The 14305-nt window shown below is 70.8% G+C and carries 11 protein-coding genes; 7 read left to right on the forward strand and 4 right to left on the reverse strand.

All coding sequences use genetic code 11. From position 1 onward, the window contains the following. The first annotated feature begins 11 nt into the window (after positions 1 to 11). The 5 genes from IEY88_RS04690 (at position 12) to IEY88_RS04710 (ending at position 7951) form a co-directional block, all read left to right on the forward strand. Positions 12 to 1205, forward strand: coding sequence for an ROK family transcriptional regulator (locus tag IEY88_RS04690; RefSeq protein WP_189153263.1), 1194 nt, complete (start codon positions 12 to 14; stop codon positions 1203 to 1205). Between the two features lie 77 nt (positions 1206 to 1282). Continuing rightward, positions 1283 to 3886: a glycoside hydrolase family 3 C-terminal domain-containing protein gene (locus IEY88_RS04695; RefSeq protein ID WP_189153264.1), complete on the forward strand. Its 2604-nt coding sequence runs from the start codon at positions 1283 to 1285 to the stop codon at positions 3884 to 3886. Next, on the forward strand, positions 3880 to 4908 hold the full coding sequence (locus IEY88_RS04700; protein WP_229693077.1) for a LacI family DNA-binding transcriptional regulator: 1029 nt from the start codon (positions 3880 to 3882) through the stop codon (positions 4906 to 4908). The genes IEY88_RS04695 and IEY88_RS04700 overlap by 7 nt, the downstream gene beginning before the upstream one ends. A 164-nt stretch (positions 4909 to 5072) precedes the next feature. Then, positions 5073 to 7211, forward strand: a complete 2139-nt coding sequence (locus IEY88_RS04705; protein WP_373294020.1) for a discoidin domain-containing protein — start codon at positions 5073 to 5075, stop codon at positions 7209 to 7211. Beyond that, positions 7208 to 7951: a substrate-binding domain-containing protein gene (locus tag IEY88_RS04710; protein ID WP_189153266.1), complete on the forward strand. Its 744-nt coding sequence runs from the start codon at positions 7208 to 7210 to the stop codon at positions 7949 to 7951. The genes IEY88_RS04705 and IEY88_RS04710 overlap by 4 nt, the downstream gene beginning before the upstream one ends. A 42-nt stretch (positions 7952 to 7993) precedes the next feature. Here the strand turns inward: IEY88_RS04710 and IEY88_RS04715 are convergent, their stop codons facing one another. Further along, complete coding sequence (locus IEY88_RS04715) at positions 7994 to 8902, reverse strand: DUF1996 domain-containing protein (RefSeq protein ID WP_229693078.1); 909 nt, start codon at positions 8900 to 8902, stop codon at positions 7994 to 7996. Positions 8903 to 9082: 180 nt separating this feature from the next. On the opposite strand from IEY88_RS04715, the gene IEY88_RS04720 reads away from it, so the two are divergent. Both IEY88_RS04720 and IEY88_RS04725 read left to right on the forward strand, forming a co-directional pair. Further along, a complete protein-coding gene (locus IEY88_RS04720) occupies positions 9083 to 11200 on the forward strand; it encodes a discoidin domain-containing protein (RefSeq protein ID WP_189153268.1) in 2118 nt (705 codons plus the stop codon). A 100-nt stretch (positions 11201 to 11300) separates the two neighbouring features. After that, positions 11301 to 11888 carry a GrpB family protein gene (locus IEY88_RS04725; RefSeq protein ID WP_189153269.1) on the forward strand — a complete coding sequence of 196 codons (588 nt, stop codon included), beginning with the start codon at positions 11301 to 11303 and terminating at the stop codon, positions 11886 to 11888. On the opposite strand, the gene IEY88_RS04730 is transcribed toward IEY88_RS04725, so the two are convergent. From IEY88_RS04730 to IEY88_RS04740, 3 genes are read right to left on the reverse strand one after another with little or no spacing between them, the layout of a single operon-like run. Then, positions 11863 to 12939, reverse strand: a complete 1077-nt coding sequence (locus IEY88_RS04730) for a sensor histidine kinase (RefSeq protein ID WP_189153270.1) — start codon at positions 12937 to 12939, stop codon at positions 11863 to 11865. The two genes, IEY88_RS04725 and IEY88_RS04730, sit on opposite strands and share 26 nt — an antisense overlap. Further along, positions 12932 to 13597: a response regulator transcription factor gene (locus tag IEY88_RS04735; protein ID WP_189153271.1), complete on the reverse strand. Its 666-nt coding sequence runs from the start codon at positions 13595 to 13597 to the stop codon at positions 12932 to 12934. Before IEY88_RS04735 ends, IEY88_RS04730 begins: the two co-directional genes overlap by 8 nt. 39 nt (positions 13598 to 13636) lie before the next feature. Then, positions 13637 to 14209 carry a VanZ family protein gene (locus IEY88_RS04740; RefSeq protein WP_229693079.1) on the reverse strand — a complete coding sequence of 191 codons (573 nt, stop codon included), beginning with the start codon at positions 14207 to 14209 and terminating at the stop codon, positions 13637 to 13639. Between the last annotated feature and the right edge of the window lie 96 nt (positions 14210 to 14305).

Below are 14305 nucleotides of genomic sequence, written 5' to 3' on the forward strand. Positions count from 1 at the left end.
CCTCGGCGCCCATGGTGCGCACACGGGCGACCGTCCGGGACCTCCGCCGGCAGAACCGGTCGGTGTTGCTGACGGCGCTGTTCCTGGACGGGCCGCTGAGCCGTCAGCAGCTGAGTTCCACGACCGGGCTGAGTGCCGCGACGGCCAGCACGATCACCGGCGAACTGCTCGACGAGGGCCTGCTGGTCGAGGCTGGCTCGGTCGAGTCGGACGGCGGCAGGCCGCGCGTGCTGCTGCGGGTCAACCCCGCGTTCGGGCACGTCATCGGCGTCGACGTCGGCGAGACGGGGATCAAGGTCGAGCTGTTCGACCTGGCCATGACGCGACTGTCCACTGTGGATCACCCGCTGGCCGTCGTGGAGCCGGTCGCCGTCTGCGAGTTGATCGCGGCGGGCGTCGGCGAGGTCCTGTCCGCGGCGGGGGTCGCGGCGTCCTCGGTGCTGGGTGTCGGCGTCGGCGTGCCCGGCACGGTCGAGCAGGGGACGTCGGCCGTCGTGCACGCGCAGACCATCGGCTGGGACGCCGTTCCACTGGAGAAGATGCTCCGCGCGGCCGGGGTCGAACCGCCGCTCTACGTGGAGAACGGCGCGAAGACCCAGGGGCAGGCCGAGATGTGGTTCGGCGCGGGCCGCGGCACCCGTCACGCGGTGATCGCGCTGGTCGGTTCGGGTGTCGGCGTGGCCGTGGTGACCGGCGGGGTCGTGCACCGCGGGGCGACCAGCAACGCGGGGGAGTGGGGCCACACCACGATCGCCTACGGCGGACGGCGCTGCCGGTGCGGGGCGCGCGGTTGTCTGGAGGCCTACGCCGGAGCGGAAGCCATGCTCGGGCGTTATCGCGAGGCGCTGCGCCGCGACGTTCCCCGGCTCGACGAGCAGTCCGCGCTGGAGGACCTGCTCTCGTCCCGATCCGCCGTCGCCCGCCGGGTGGTGGACGAGTCCGTGGGCTACCTGGGCGCCGGGATCGCCAACCTGGTCAACCTGTTCAACCCGGAGCTCATCGTCCTCGGCGGCTGGGCAGGCCTCGCGCTCGGCGCGCGGAAGCTGGACGAGATCGTCGCCGCGACGGCCGACCACGCGCTGCGCCACCCGTTCGGCCAGGTGCGGCTCGAGCTGGGCCGGACGGGCCCGGACGCGGTGGCGGTCGGCGCGGCCACGCTCCCGGTCGCGGTGCTGCTGGAGACGGGCGCTCACCACCGGGACTGAGAAGCGACCTTCCGCCGCATTGACACAGGCCCGCCTCACCCCGACTCTTTGGAGAGCGCTCTCCAAGGAGGTTCCCGGTGCACGACGACCACGAGCTCGCCCGCCTGGCAGGCAAGCTCGACCTGCCCGCCAAGGTGCGACTGCTGGCGGGGGGATCGGTCTGGCGCAGCTGCGCGGAGCCGTCGATCGGCCTGCGCGCCATGACGTTCTCCGACGGCCCGGCAGGCGTGCGCGGCCCGGGCTGGGACGAACGCCGCACGTCACTGGCCCTGCCGTCCCCGACCGCCCTCGGCGCCACCTGGGACGAGGACCTCGTGCGACGGCTGGGCGTCCTGCTGGCGGCGGAGTCCCGGCGCAAGGGCGTGGACGTGCTGCTGGCCCCCGTCCTGAACCTGCACCGCACCCCCTACGGCGGCCGGCACTTCGAGTGCTTCTCCGAGGACCCGCTGCTCACGGCCCGCCTCGGCGCCGCCTACGTGCGGGGCGTGCAGTCCGGCGGAGTCGCGGCGGCACCGAAGCACTTCGTCGCCAACGAGACCGAGACCGACCGGCTCACCCACGACGTCCGGGTCGGCGACCGCACCCTCCGCGAGCTGTACCTCGCGCCGTTCGAGGCGGTCGTGGCGGCGGGCGCGTGGGCGGTGATGTCGGCCTACAACGGCGTGAACGGGCACCCGATGTCGGAGAACCCGCTGCTCACCACGCCTTTGAAGGACGAGTGGGGGTTCGACGGGGTGGTGGTGTCGGACTGGGGCGCGGTGCGGACGACCGTGGCGTCGGCGGTGTCGGGGCAGGACCTGGCGATGCCGGGGCCCTGGGGGCCGTGGGGTGATCGGCTGGTGGCGGCGGTCGAGGCGGGGGAGGTGGAGGAGGGCTGGATCGACGACAAGGTGGTGCGGCTGCTGAGGCTCGCGGCACGGGTGGGGGCGCTGGAGCCCGTGGAGGCGGGCGGGGGTGTTGCGCGGGAGGAGGCAGGCCAGGGCGGTGCGCGGGTGGGTGGGCCGGAGCCTGCGGGCGTGGATGGTGGTGACGGGTGGCTCGCTGCGCGGCGGGGGGACCTGGGACCCGCGGAGGCCGAGAGCGGCACCCCGCTGCTCGCCGAAGGGCGGAGAGAGTTGGGGCCCGCGGTGGCCGAGAGCGCCGCCTCGCTGCTCGCCGAACGGCGGAGAGAGCGGGAGCCGGTGGAGGCCGAGAGCGACACCCCGCCGCTCACCGCACGAGAGTCCGCCGCCGATACCGCTCTCCTCCGCGAGGCGGTGGCCGCGAGCACCGTCCTCCTGCGCAACAACGGGATCCTCCCTCTCCCGCCGGGCAGGAGCATCGCGCTGATCGGCCCCGGCGCCGTCGCACCCCGCGTCCAGGGCGGCGGCAGTTCCGGCCTCTACCCGGCCGCCGAGAACTCCCTGTTCTCAGCGCTGTCCGAGCTCACCGACGTCGTCCACGAACCCGGCGTCCGCATCGACGACCGCCCGACTCCTGTGGCCGCGCCAGTCCTGGTGCGCGTGCTGGGGCCAGGCGGCGAGGTGCTGTTCCGCGAGCACCGCCTGACCGGCCGCATCCTCGAGACAGAGGAGGTGCCGGGCGCCGCGCTCTTGGAGATCAGCGCCGAACTGCACGTCACCACGCCCGGTCTCTGGCGGCTCGCGGTCGCGGGCTACGGCCGGCTGACGCTGGACGTCGGCGGGGACCGGGTGCTGGACGTCGTGCAGGAGATCGACACCGACGACCCCGCCGTGAAGCACCTCCGCCCGCCCCATCACGAGGTGGAGGTGCCGCTGACCGGGGGAACGCGGGTCGAACTGGTCGCGCGGCGCGAACTCGGGGAGGACAGCGGCATGGCCTCGATGCTGGCCGCCGATCCGCCACGGGCCTGTGCGCGCGAGGAGTTCGCCGCCGCTGTCGACGCGGCGAGCCGGAGCGACGTCGCGGTCGTGGTGGTCAGCACCACGGACGCGATCGAGAGCGAGGGCCGGGACCGGAGTTTCCTGACGTTGCCGGGGGAGCAGGACGCGCTGTTCACGGCCGTGTGCGCGGCGAATTCCGACACCATCGTCGTGGTGAACTCCGGTGGTCCGGTGCTGTTGCCGTGGCGGCACGACGCCGCCGCCGTGCTCCTCACCTGGTTCCCCGGGCAGGAAGGCGGGAACGGGCTCGCGGACGTGTTGTTCGGCGAGTGCGAACCCGGCGGGCGGTTGCCGACGACATGGCCCGCGCGGGAGTCCGACGTGCCGGTCGCGGACTTCCTGCCCGTCGAAGGCGTGCTGCCGTACGAGGAGGGCCTCGACATCGGCTATCGCGCGTGGGCGGCTCACGAGCCTGCCTACTGGTTCGGGCACGGGCTCGGCTACACCTCGTGGGACTACGAGGAAGTGCGGATCGAACGCGACTTGGTGAGGGTGACCGTGCGGAACGTGGGCGGCCGACGTGGGCGTGAGGTCGTGCAGGTCTACCTGGCCCGCGAGGACAGCGCGGTGCCGAGGCCCCGGAGGTGGCTCGCGGGCTTCGCGGTCGTCGAAGCCGGACCGGGGGAGGCCGTGGAGGCGCTGGTGCGGGTGCCGGACCAGGCCGTTCGCCACTGGGAGGGGACATGGCAGGTGGAACCCGGTCCGTTCACCGTCCTGATCGGACCGGACGCCGGTGGTGCGCGGCTCACGGCGGAGATCGCTCCTCGGCCGTGGTGAAACGGGTCATGCTCAAGGGCACGCCGACGCTCGAGGACGTCGCGAGGGTCGCCGGGGTGTCCCGCGCGACGGTCTCGCGCGTCGTCAACGGCACCCGCAACGTCGACCCGCAGCTGCAGGAAACGGTGCGCGACGCGATCGAGCGGACCGGGTACACGCCGAACCACGCCGCCCGGTCGCTCGTCACCCGCCGCACCGGGACGGTGGCGCTGATCATCTCCGGGGCCGGTGGCGGGTCCGACGTCTTCGTGGACCCGTTCTTCGGCCGTGTCACCGCCGGTGTCGTCGACTTCCTGCGCACCCGCGGTGTGCACCCGGTGCTGATGCTCGCGGACACCGACCGGACCAGGGCCGAGGTCGTGGAGTTCCTGCGCCAGGGCAGCGCCGACGGGGCGTTGCTGGTGACGACGCACGCGGCCGAGTCGCTGCCCGACCGGCTGCTGGAGGCCGGCGTGCCCGTGGTGCTCTACGCGCGGCCAGGGCAGCCGTTGCCGGTCAGCTACGTCGACCTCGACCACCAGGCAGGGGGCAGGCTGGCGGCTGCCCGGTTCGCGGAGATCGGCCGCACGCGCGTCGCCGCGATCTCCGGGCCGTTGGACGTGCTCGCCAGCCAGGACCGGCTCACCGGGTTCCGCGCTGCCTTGGCGCGCAACGGTTTCCCGTACGTGCCGACGGTCGAGGGCGGCTTCACGGCGACGAGCGGCGCGGTGGCGATGCACCGCCTGCTCGCCGACCACCCGGAGGTGGACGGGGTGTTCGCGGCGAACGATCTGATGGCGCAGGGCGCCGTGGACGTGCTGCTGGCTGCGGGAAAGCGCGTTCCCGAAGACGTCGCCGTGGTCGGTTTCGACGACAGCGCGCCTGCTGCGGCCTGTCGCCCGTCGCTCACCACCATCCGCCAGCCAGTTGAGCAGATGGCCGCGAAGATGGCGGAAGTGCTGCTCACGGCTCTGGACGACCCGGAGGAGCGGCCGAGGTCGGTCATTTTCGAACCGGAACTCGTCCTTCGGGCGTCCGCGTGATTGACCTTCTCGACATCAGGCGTTAATCTGCGGGAGAGCGCTCTCCCGACGCCCGGTGCCACGGGCGTCACCGTTCGGGCCCACTCGCCCCAAACGTGTCAGGCAGGCTCATGAGCTCTCCCCTGTCCAGGGTGGCCGCACTCGCTGCCGCAGCCCTGTGTCTCGTGACCACCGCAAGCATCAGCACCGCCCCAGCCGGCGCCGCCGGATGTGGCACCACCAACGTCGCGCTCGGCAAGTCCGCGACGGCGTCGTCCGTCGAGGGCGGTGGCACTCCCGCCTCCGCCGCGGTGGACGGCAACGCGGGGACCAGGTGGTCCTCGCAGTTCTCCGACCCGCAGTGGCTGCAGGTCGACCTCGGTTCCACGCAGCAGGTCTGCCGCGTGGCGCTGAACTGGGAAGGCGCGTACGGCAAGGCGTTCCAGATCCAGGTGTCCGACACCGCGAATTCCTGGCGTGACGTCTACTCGACGACCACGAGCACGGGTGGCACCCAGTCGTTCGACGTCAGCGGGTCTGGCAGGTACGTCCGGGTGCTCGGCACCCAGCGCGGCACCGGCTACGGCTACTCGTTGTGGGAGCTGGGGATCTACACCGGTACCCCGGACACGCCGGGTGTGACGCCGACTGACCCGCGCAATCCCGATTTCGGTCCGAACGTGTACGTCTACGGGCCGGGTTCGTCGCAGGCGGAGATGCAGTCGCGGCTTGACGCGATCTCGGCGCAGATGAAGACCAACCAGTTCGGCCCGCAGCGCCACGCTGTGCTGTTCAAGCCGGGCAGCTACAACGCCGATGTGAACCTGCGTTTCTACACCCAGATCGTCGGTCTCGGGCTCATGCCGGATGACGTGAACATCAACGGGCACATCCGGGTGGAGGCGGACTGGTTGCAGCAGGGCAGTGACCCGAACAACCTCGGCAACGCGACGCAGAACTTCTGGCGTGGCGCGGAGAACCTGTCCGTGACGCTGCCGGCGAACCAGGTCGAGCGTTGGGCGGTGTCGCAGGCCACGGCGTACCGGCGGATGCATCTGCGTGGGCAGGCGCACCTGTGGAACGGGTATGACGGCTGGGCCAGCGGTGGTCTGATCGTGGACAGCAAGATCGATGGTGTGACCGTGTCCGGTTCGCAGCAGCAGTTCCTGACCCGCAACAGCAACCTCGCGGGCGGCTGGTCGGGTTCGGTGTGGAACATGGTGTTCGCCGGGACGCAGGGTGCGCCGCCGAACAACTTCCCGAACCCGTCACACACCACGGTCGACACCTCGCCGGTCACGCGGGAGAAGCCCTACCTGTACTTCGACAACTCCGGTGAGTACCGCGTGTTCGTCCCGGCCCTGCGGCAGAACTCGCGCGGCACGAGTTGGGAGAACGGCAACCCGGGCACGTCGGTGTCGCTCGCGGACTTCTTCATCGTCAAGCCGGGAACGCCTGCCGCGACGATCAACGCGGCGCTCACGCAGGGCAAGCACCTGCTGCTCACGCCCGGCATCCACCAGCTCGACGACACGATCCGCGTGACGCGGCCGAACACCGTCGTGCTCGGCTTGGGGCTCGCGACGCTGACGCCGACCACGGGCAAGGCAGCGCTGACGACGTCCGATGTGGACGGTGTGAAGCTGGCCGGGTTCCTGGTCGACGCCGGTGTGCAGAACTCCCCGGTGCTGCTGGAGATCGGCGACTCGAGCGCGAACTCCCACGCCGCCAACCCGACGTCACTGCACGACGTGTACTTGCGCGTCGGTGGGTCGCAGGCGGGCAAGGCGACGGTCAGCATGCGTGTGAACAGCCGCAACACGATCATCGACCACACTTGGGTGTGGCGGGCGGACCACGGTGAGGGCGTGAGCTGGACGGCGAACCCGGGCCAGAACGGTGTGGTCGTCAACGGCGACAACGTCATCGCGTACGGGTTGTTCGTGGAGCACTACCAGCAGCACAACCTGATCTGGAACGGCAACGGCGGCCGGGTCTACCTCTACCAGAACGAGCTGCCGTACGACCCGCCGAACCAGGCCGCGTGGATGAACGGCTCGAAGCGGGGCTGGGCCGGCTACAAGGTCGCGGACAACGTGACGACGCACGAGGCGTTCGGTGTCGGTGTGTACGCCTTCAACCAGGCGGATCCGAGCATCGTGACGGACAACGGCTTCGAGGCGCCCAACCGTCCCGGCGTCCGGTTCACGCACCTGGTCACCGTGTCGCTCGGCGGCGTGGGCACGATCGCCAACGTCATCAACGGTGTCGGTGGTGTCGCGAACACCGCGAACCAGGTCCGTTACCTGGTGAACTATCCGTGAGTCTGATCGGCGTGCTCTCCCGGGACAGCATTCCCGGTGAGAGCACGCCCGCTCTGGCGGGCATAGGTCACGCGGCGCACCGGGCGGGCAGCGGCCTGCTCCTGTGCGCCGACCTGGACTTCGTCGACACCCGGCACGTGGCCCTGAGCGGCTGCGTCCTGCTCGACCGCACCGCCGACGAGCACGACCTGAGATGCCTGGCGGACAACGCGATCCCGTTCGTGTCGATCGGCAGACGGGACAGCACCGCCGGGGACGTTCCCTACGTGGACGTCGACTACGCCGCGGGCGTGCGCGACCTCGTCGCGCGCACCGCGGCTCTCGGCCATCTCCAGATCGTCTACATCGGACTGCCGAGCGGCGTCGCCTCGGTCGAACGCCTGCACGGTTTCCGTGATGCCGCGGCGGTCTGGCGCATCAAGGGGATGCACGCTCCGGCTGTCTGGCTCGACCAGCTGTTGCGCATCGGCGTGACAGCCGTGATCGCCGAACACCCCGACGACGCGTCCGCACTCGTCCGTGCGGCGCGGCGCCGGGGTCTTTCCGTGCCGGGCGACCTCTCGGTGCTGGCGCTCGACGTGCCGGAGACCGACCTGCTCGGGCTCACCGGGATGCGCGTGCCGAGGTGGGAGACGGGCCGCCGGGCCGTGCACCTGCTGGCGCGCCTGCCCCAGAAGCAGTCCCACGAGCTGCTGTCGTGCGAATTCCTGGCCGGCACGACGTTGTCGGCCCCGCAATAGGAACACCCCGGAGCTCGCGCCCCGGGGTGCTGGAATCCGACGTCACCGCGGCAACCGGTAGTCCGGTCCGAGGGCGGCACCCCGATGGGGCTTGTACTGGTCGTACCCGCGCGGGTCGCACTGCAGGCCGCCGTTGACGCAGTGGCGGACCAGCGCGGCCTGGGTGGGTGCGTCCCAGGCGTTCATGAAGTCGTAGTGCCAGGTGTAGCCCCGGCCGCTCGACAGCCTCACCCTGGACATGTCCCCGGAGACCGGGAACGCCATCTTGAACTCGATCATCGGCACCGCCACGGGGTGCGACGGCGGGCAGACCAGTGTCGCGCGGTCCGGGTAGGCCATGTGCGACTTGTGGTCCGCCGAGTCGAGGTCACGGCCGTTCCAGCAACTCGGCGCCTGGAACCGGACGTTGAGCTGGCTGCCGGGCGCGCACCAGGCCGGGATGTCCCAGTTCTTGGCGCTGTCACCGCACTCGAACCCCTCGACGGCGCCGGGGTGGTCGCGGAACTGCTCCAGCGTCGAGGTGGGACTGCCGACCACGAACCGCATGCCCGGCGGGAACGGCCGGACGTCCTGGTACTTCAGGATTCCCGACTTGTAGTAGACGACCTGGTTGCCGATCGGGCGCACGACCTGGTCGCCGTTGAGCACCGAGGGGAACCAGTACGCCGACTTGTCGTCCGGCGTGACGCAGTTCGTGCTGCCCTGCCGGAGCGAGTCGTTGGTGCTGCTCGCGTTGATGGAGTTGTTGCCGAGGAACGTGTGCAGGTGCGACGCGCCCGGTAGTCCGGGGAAGACGATCGGGTCGTCCGGGCGGTCCGTGGCGAACGCGCAGTTCGCCTGGAACTCGTGGTGGCTGACGTAGTCGTCGGCCTGGGCCGACTGGCTCACGACCGCGAACACGGCCGCGACGAGGCCGGCCGTGACGGCCAGCGCGCTGAGTTTTCGGGACAACGGTGTCCTCCTGCCGATGTGGGGAAACCGGCTTGGGAGAGCGCTCTCCCAATTAGCGTCCCGCGCAGTCCCCGAGGTGTCAAGGGCGGGCGTTGACATCGGCGAATTCGGTTCGTAACATTCGCCGGCAGGGTTGTGAGAGCGCTCTCCCGCATCTCACCCCAACCCGCAGGAGACGCAATGTTCCGCCTCCGCTCCGTCGGCACGGTGCTCGCCGTGCTCGTGGGACTCGCAGTCGCGCCGGGCACGGTCAGTGCCGCGCCGTCACTGCTGTCCCAAGGCAAACCCGTCACCGCGTCGTCGGCCGAGGGCGCGGGCACCCCCGCGTCGGCGGCGGTCGACGGTGACCCGGGCACGCGCTGGTCCAGCGCGTGGAGCGACCCGCAGTGGCTACGGGTCGACCTGGGCGCCTCGTCAGCCGTGACCAGGGTCGAACTCGACTGGGAGTCCGCTTTCGCCACGAACTTCGAGATCCAGGTCTCCGCCACCGGCGACTCCTGGTCGCCGATCAGGTCCGTCACCGGGGGCACCGGTGGCAGGCAGGGCTTCGACGTCACCGGCACCGGCCGGTACGTCCGCGTCCACTCGACCCAGCGCGCCAACGGCTACGGGATCTCGCTGTGGGAGTTCCGGGTGTTCGGCACCCAGGGCACGAACCCGCAACCCGGCACCGGCGTGCGCGTGACCGGCTCGCAGGGCAACTGGCAGCTCACGGTCGACGGACAGCCGTGGACGGTGAAGGGCCTGACCTGGGGACCGCCGGCCGCTGATGCCGCGCGGTACATGCCGGAGCTCAAGTCCATGGGCGTCAACACGTTGCGCACCTGGGGCACGGACGCCTCGACCCGTCCGCTGCTCGACGCCGCCGCGGCCAACGGTCTGCGCGTGATGAACGGCTTCTGGTTGCAGCCCGGTGGCGGCCCCGGTTCGGGCGGCTGCGTGAACTACGTGACGGACACGCAGTACAAGGCGGACATGCTCAGCCAGATCCGCCAGTGGGTGACCGAGTACAAGGACCATCCCGGCGTTCTCATGTGGAACGTCGGCAACGAGTCCATCCTGGGCCTGCAGAACTGCTACTCGGGCGCCGAGTTGGAGACCCAGCGCGTCGAGTACGCGAAGTACGTCAACGAGGCCGTGCGGGCGATCCACGCGATCGACACGAACCACCCGGTGACGAACACGGACGCGTGGACCGGTGCGTGGGCGTACCTGAAGGCGCACGCGCCCGATCTCGACCTGTACTCGGTGAACTCCTACGGCAACGTCTGCAAGGTGCGCCAGGACTGGATCTCGGGCGGGTACACCAAGCCGTACATCCTCACGGAGGCCGGTCCGGCGGGGGAGTGGGAGGTGCCCAACGACGCCAACGGCGTGCCAGCCGAGCCCACGGACGTGCAGAAGCGCGACGGGTACACGCAGGCGTGGAACTGCATCACCGCCCACACCGGGGTCTCGTTCGGCGGCACGTTGTTCCACTACGGCACGGAGTACGACTTCGGCGCGGTCTGGTTCAACCTGACGCCCGCGGGCAAGAAGCGCCTGTCGTTCTACTCGGTGCAACGGGCGTTCGGTGGCGCGACGCCGTCGAACACCCCGCCGGTGATCTCCGCGATGACCCTGCCGCAGACCGTCGCGGCCGGGGCTCCGCTGACGATCGACGTGGCCGCGTCCGATCCGAACGGCGACGCGATCGCGTGGTCGGCGGCGTTCAACAGCAAGTACATCGACAACAGCGGCGGTCTGGCCGCAACTCCGGTGCAGGTCAGCGGAAACCGGCTCACCGTCACGGCCCCGGACCGCCTGGGCGTGTGGAAGGTCTACGTCATGGCCGAGGACGGCCGCGGCAACATCGGCATCGAGACGAGGTCGGTCCGGGTCGTCGCACCGCAACCGGCCGGGACGAACGTCGCGCAGGGCAGGCCCGCGACGGCCTCGTCGTACCAGCAGGTCGGTGACGGCGCCCCGTACCCGCCGTCGAACGCCGTGGACGGCAACGGGAACTCGCGCTGGGCCACCGACTGGGCCGATCCGCAGTGGCTCCGGGTCGACCTCGGCGTGGTCACCACGTTCCAGCACGTGCAGCTGGTGTGGGAGGGCGCATACGGCCGGGCGTACGAGATCCAGGTGTCCGACGACGGCACCAACTGGCGTTCGGTCTACGGCACGACCACCGGCAACGGCGGAGTGGACTCGATCGACGTGACGGCGACCGGCCGCTACGTCCGGCTGCACGCCACCCAGCGCGGCACCGGCTGGGGCTACTCGCTGTACGAGTTCGGCGTCTACCGGCGGTGACGAACCTGGCCGTCGCCGCTCACGTCACCATGAGCGGCGACGGCCGGCATCGACCCGTCGGCCAGGCCGGAGTGAACCCCCGAGTGGCTACTGTCGAGGTATGCCTCCCGCTGTGATCGTCGACCACGACGCCGACTGGCCGTTGCGAGCCAGGCACCTCCTCGCCGGGGTGCGGTGGGCGCTCGCGCCACTGCCCGGGGCGGACGGGTTCGCCTACGAGCACATCGGGTCGACCGCGGTGCCCGGGCTCGGCGCGAAACCGATCGTGGACCTCCAGGTGCGCCTGCCGGACCTGCCGTCGCTGGCCCGCCTGACCGAACTCCTGGCGTCGACTCCGTTCGTGCCGGCACACGGTTCGAGGCCGGACTCGCCCGGCGTGTACCGGGACAGCAGGAGGCCGGGGGACGAGGCCGACGACTCCGCCTACGAGAAGCGCCTCTTCCACTCACCGGAGGAGGGCGCGATCCTGCACGTCCGCCGCGCGGACTCGCCGTTCGCACGGTTCGTGGTGGACTTCCGCGACTGGCTGCGAAGCCACCCCGAACAGGCCCGGCGCTACGAGGAGATCAAGCGCGGGCTTGCCGCCGAGCACGCGGGCGGACCGGACTACGACGACTACACCCGTGCCAAGACCGCGTTCTTCGACGAGATCGGGCCGCAGCTCAGGAGCTGGGCAGCCGGATCGTGACGCGCAGGCCGCCTTCCGCTCGTGCGGCGATGTCGAGTGCGCCGTCGTGCGCGCGGACGATGCTGTGCACGATGGCGAGTCCCAGGCCGACGCCCGCGTGATCGTCATCGCGGACACGTTCGCCGCCGCGCTGGAACGGTTCGGTGAGCGTCGGCACCAGGTGCGCCGCGAGCACGCGGCCTGAGTTCTCGACGCGCAGGACGCACGCCTGGTGCTGTGGTTCGGTGTGGACGGTGATCGTGCCGCCGGCCGGGAGGTTGTGCACGATCGCGTTCTGGACGAGGTTCGTGACGACTCGCAGCAGCAGTTCCGCGGAACCTGTTGTGGCAGCGGGTTCCCCGGTGACGTCGAGGGTGATGCCGCGCTGTTCCGCCAGGGGCAGCAGGGTTTCCGCGGCTTCCTCGGCGACCAGGGAGAGGTCGACGGGCTCGCGGGTGAAGGTGCCGCGGTCGCCGCGGCTGAGCAGCAGCAGTGCCTCGGTGAGGTCGATCGCGCGGCGCGTGGTGGTGTGGAGGCGGTCGACGAGTTCGCCGTCGACCTTCGCCGGGTCCTGGCGTGCCACGTCGAGCAGTGACTGGGAGATCGCCAGCGGGGTGCGCAGTTCGTGGGAGGCGTTGGCGGCGAACCGGCGTTGCTCGGCGACGTGCGACTCGAGCTTCTCGAGCATGGTGTCGAAGGCGTCGGAGAGTTCGCGGAACTCGTCCGTCTTGCCGGGCAGCCGGATCCGATGCGACAACGAGCCCTTCGCGGCCAGGCGCGCGGCGTCCGCGATCTTGTCGAGCGGGGAGAGCATGCGGCCCGCCAGGAGCCAGCCGCCGAGCAGGCCGAACGCCACCAGGAACAGCATGGCGACGGCGGCTGCCTTGCCGAAGATGCGGGAGAGCAGGTAGCGGTTGGGGCTCGTGAAGAGCAGGCCCTGGTCGTTGTCGGGGACGAAGCGCAGCAGGTACCACCAGGCCACCGCGATCAGGACGGCACCGGCCACGACGACGATCCCCGCGTAGCTGAGGGTGAACTTCAGGCGGGCGCTGAGTCCCGGAGCCCTACGCATCCGCGTCGATGCGGTAACCGACGCCCGGCACGGTCGCGATGAGCCACGGTTCGCCGAGTCGCTTGCGCAGCGCGGAGACCGTGATGCGGACGGCGTTGGTGAACGGGTCGGCGTTCTCGTCCCAGGCCCGTTCCAGCAGCTCCTCGGCGCTGACGACGCCGCCCTGCGCGCCGACCAGCACCTCGAGCACCGCGAACTGCTTGCGGGTCAACGCGACGTACTGCCCGTCGCGGAAGACCTCGCGCCGGAACGGGTCGAGCCGCAGGCCACCGATCTCGCTGACCGGTGGCCGCGCGTACGCGCGCCGGCGGGCGAGCGCTCTGAGCCGCAGCACCAGTTCCCTCAGCTCGAACGGCTTGGTGAGGTAGTCGTCGGCGCCGAGCCCGAACCCGGACGCCTTGTCGTCGATCCGGTCGGCCGCGGTGAGCATGAGGATCGGCATGCCGCTGCCGGACGCGACGATCCGCCGCGCGACCTCGTCCCCGGACGGCCCGGGGATGTCGCGGTCGAGCACCGCGAGGTCGTAGGAGTTGACGCTGAGCATCTCCAGTGCCGTGTCGCCGTCCCCGGCGATGTCGGCGGCGATCGCCTCCAGCCGCAGCCCGTCCCGGACGGCCTCGGCCAGGTAGGGCTCGTCCTCGACGATCAGCACGCGCATGGCAACCAGCCTAGGCAGCGCGGCATATCGTCCGCATATTCAGATGGCGACCAGGTGCCGTTCCTCGACCGGCGTGGGCTTGAAGCGCCACCACCACCGGGACGCGAGCGAGGCCAGAGCCGCGCCGGCGGCGTTGAGCAGCACGTCGTCCACAGAGGACACCCGGTCCAGCCGCAGCACGAACTGCAGGACCTCCAGGAACGCCGAGCAGCCCGCCGCGAACACCAGCACCCGCCACACCGAGCGCAGCGCCGCGAACCTCAGCGGGGCGAAGAACCCGAGCGCCGCGAACACCAGCATGTTGCCGACGATCTGCCCCGCGTCGCGGTGCTCGACGAGGTCGATCAGGTCCGCGAACGGCACGAGGCTCAGCTCGCCAGGGGTGCCCGGCTCCGAGCCCGGCAGCATGATGATCCACACCCACGGCAGCGTCCCGTAGACCATGCCGACGTCGGCCAGCGCCGTCCGCCACGGGTGCGGGTGCGGGTGCGTGGTGCGCTTGCGGTGGAGCGCCAGGAGCAGCATCGCGAGCACGGCCAGCGGTATCCCGAGGGTGGAGCCGACCACGGCCCCGGTCTCCGTACCGACCCACTCCTGCCAGGTGTTGAGCACGCCTCACTGAAGCCGGTCGTCCGTTGCGAGGACGTACGCGTTTTCCGATACGCGGACGATATGCCCCGACCGGATGGCTTATGAGCGCCTGACGCA

The sequence above is a fragment of the Lentzea pudingi genome (assembly GCF_014646255.1).
GTDB classification, from domain to species: Bacteria; Actinomycetota; Actinomycetes; order Mycobacteriales; family Pseudonocardiaceae; genus Lentzea; species Lentzea pudingi.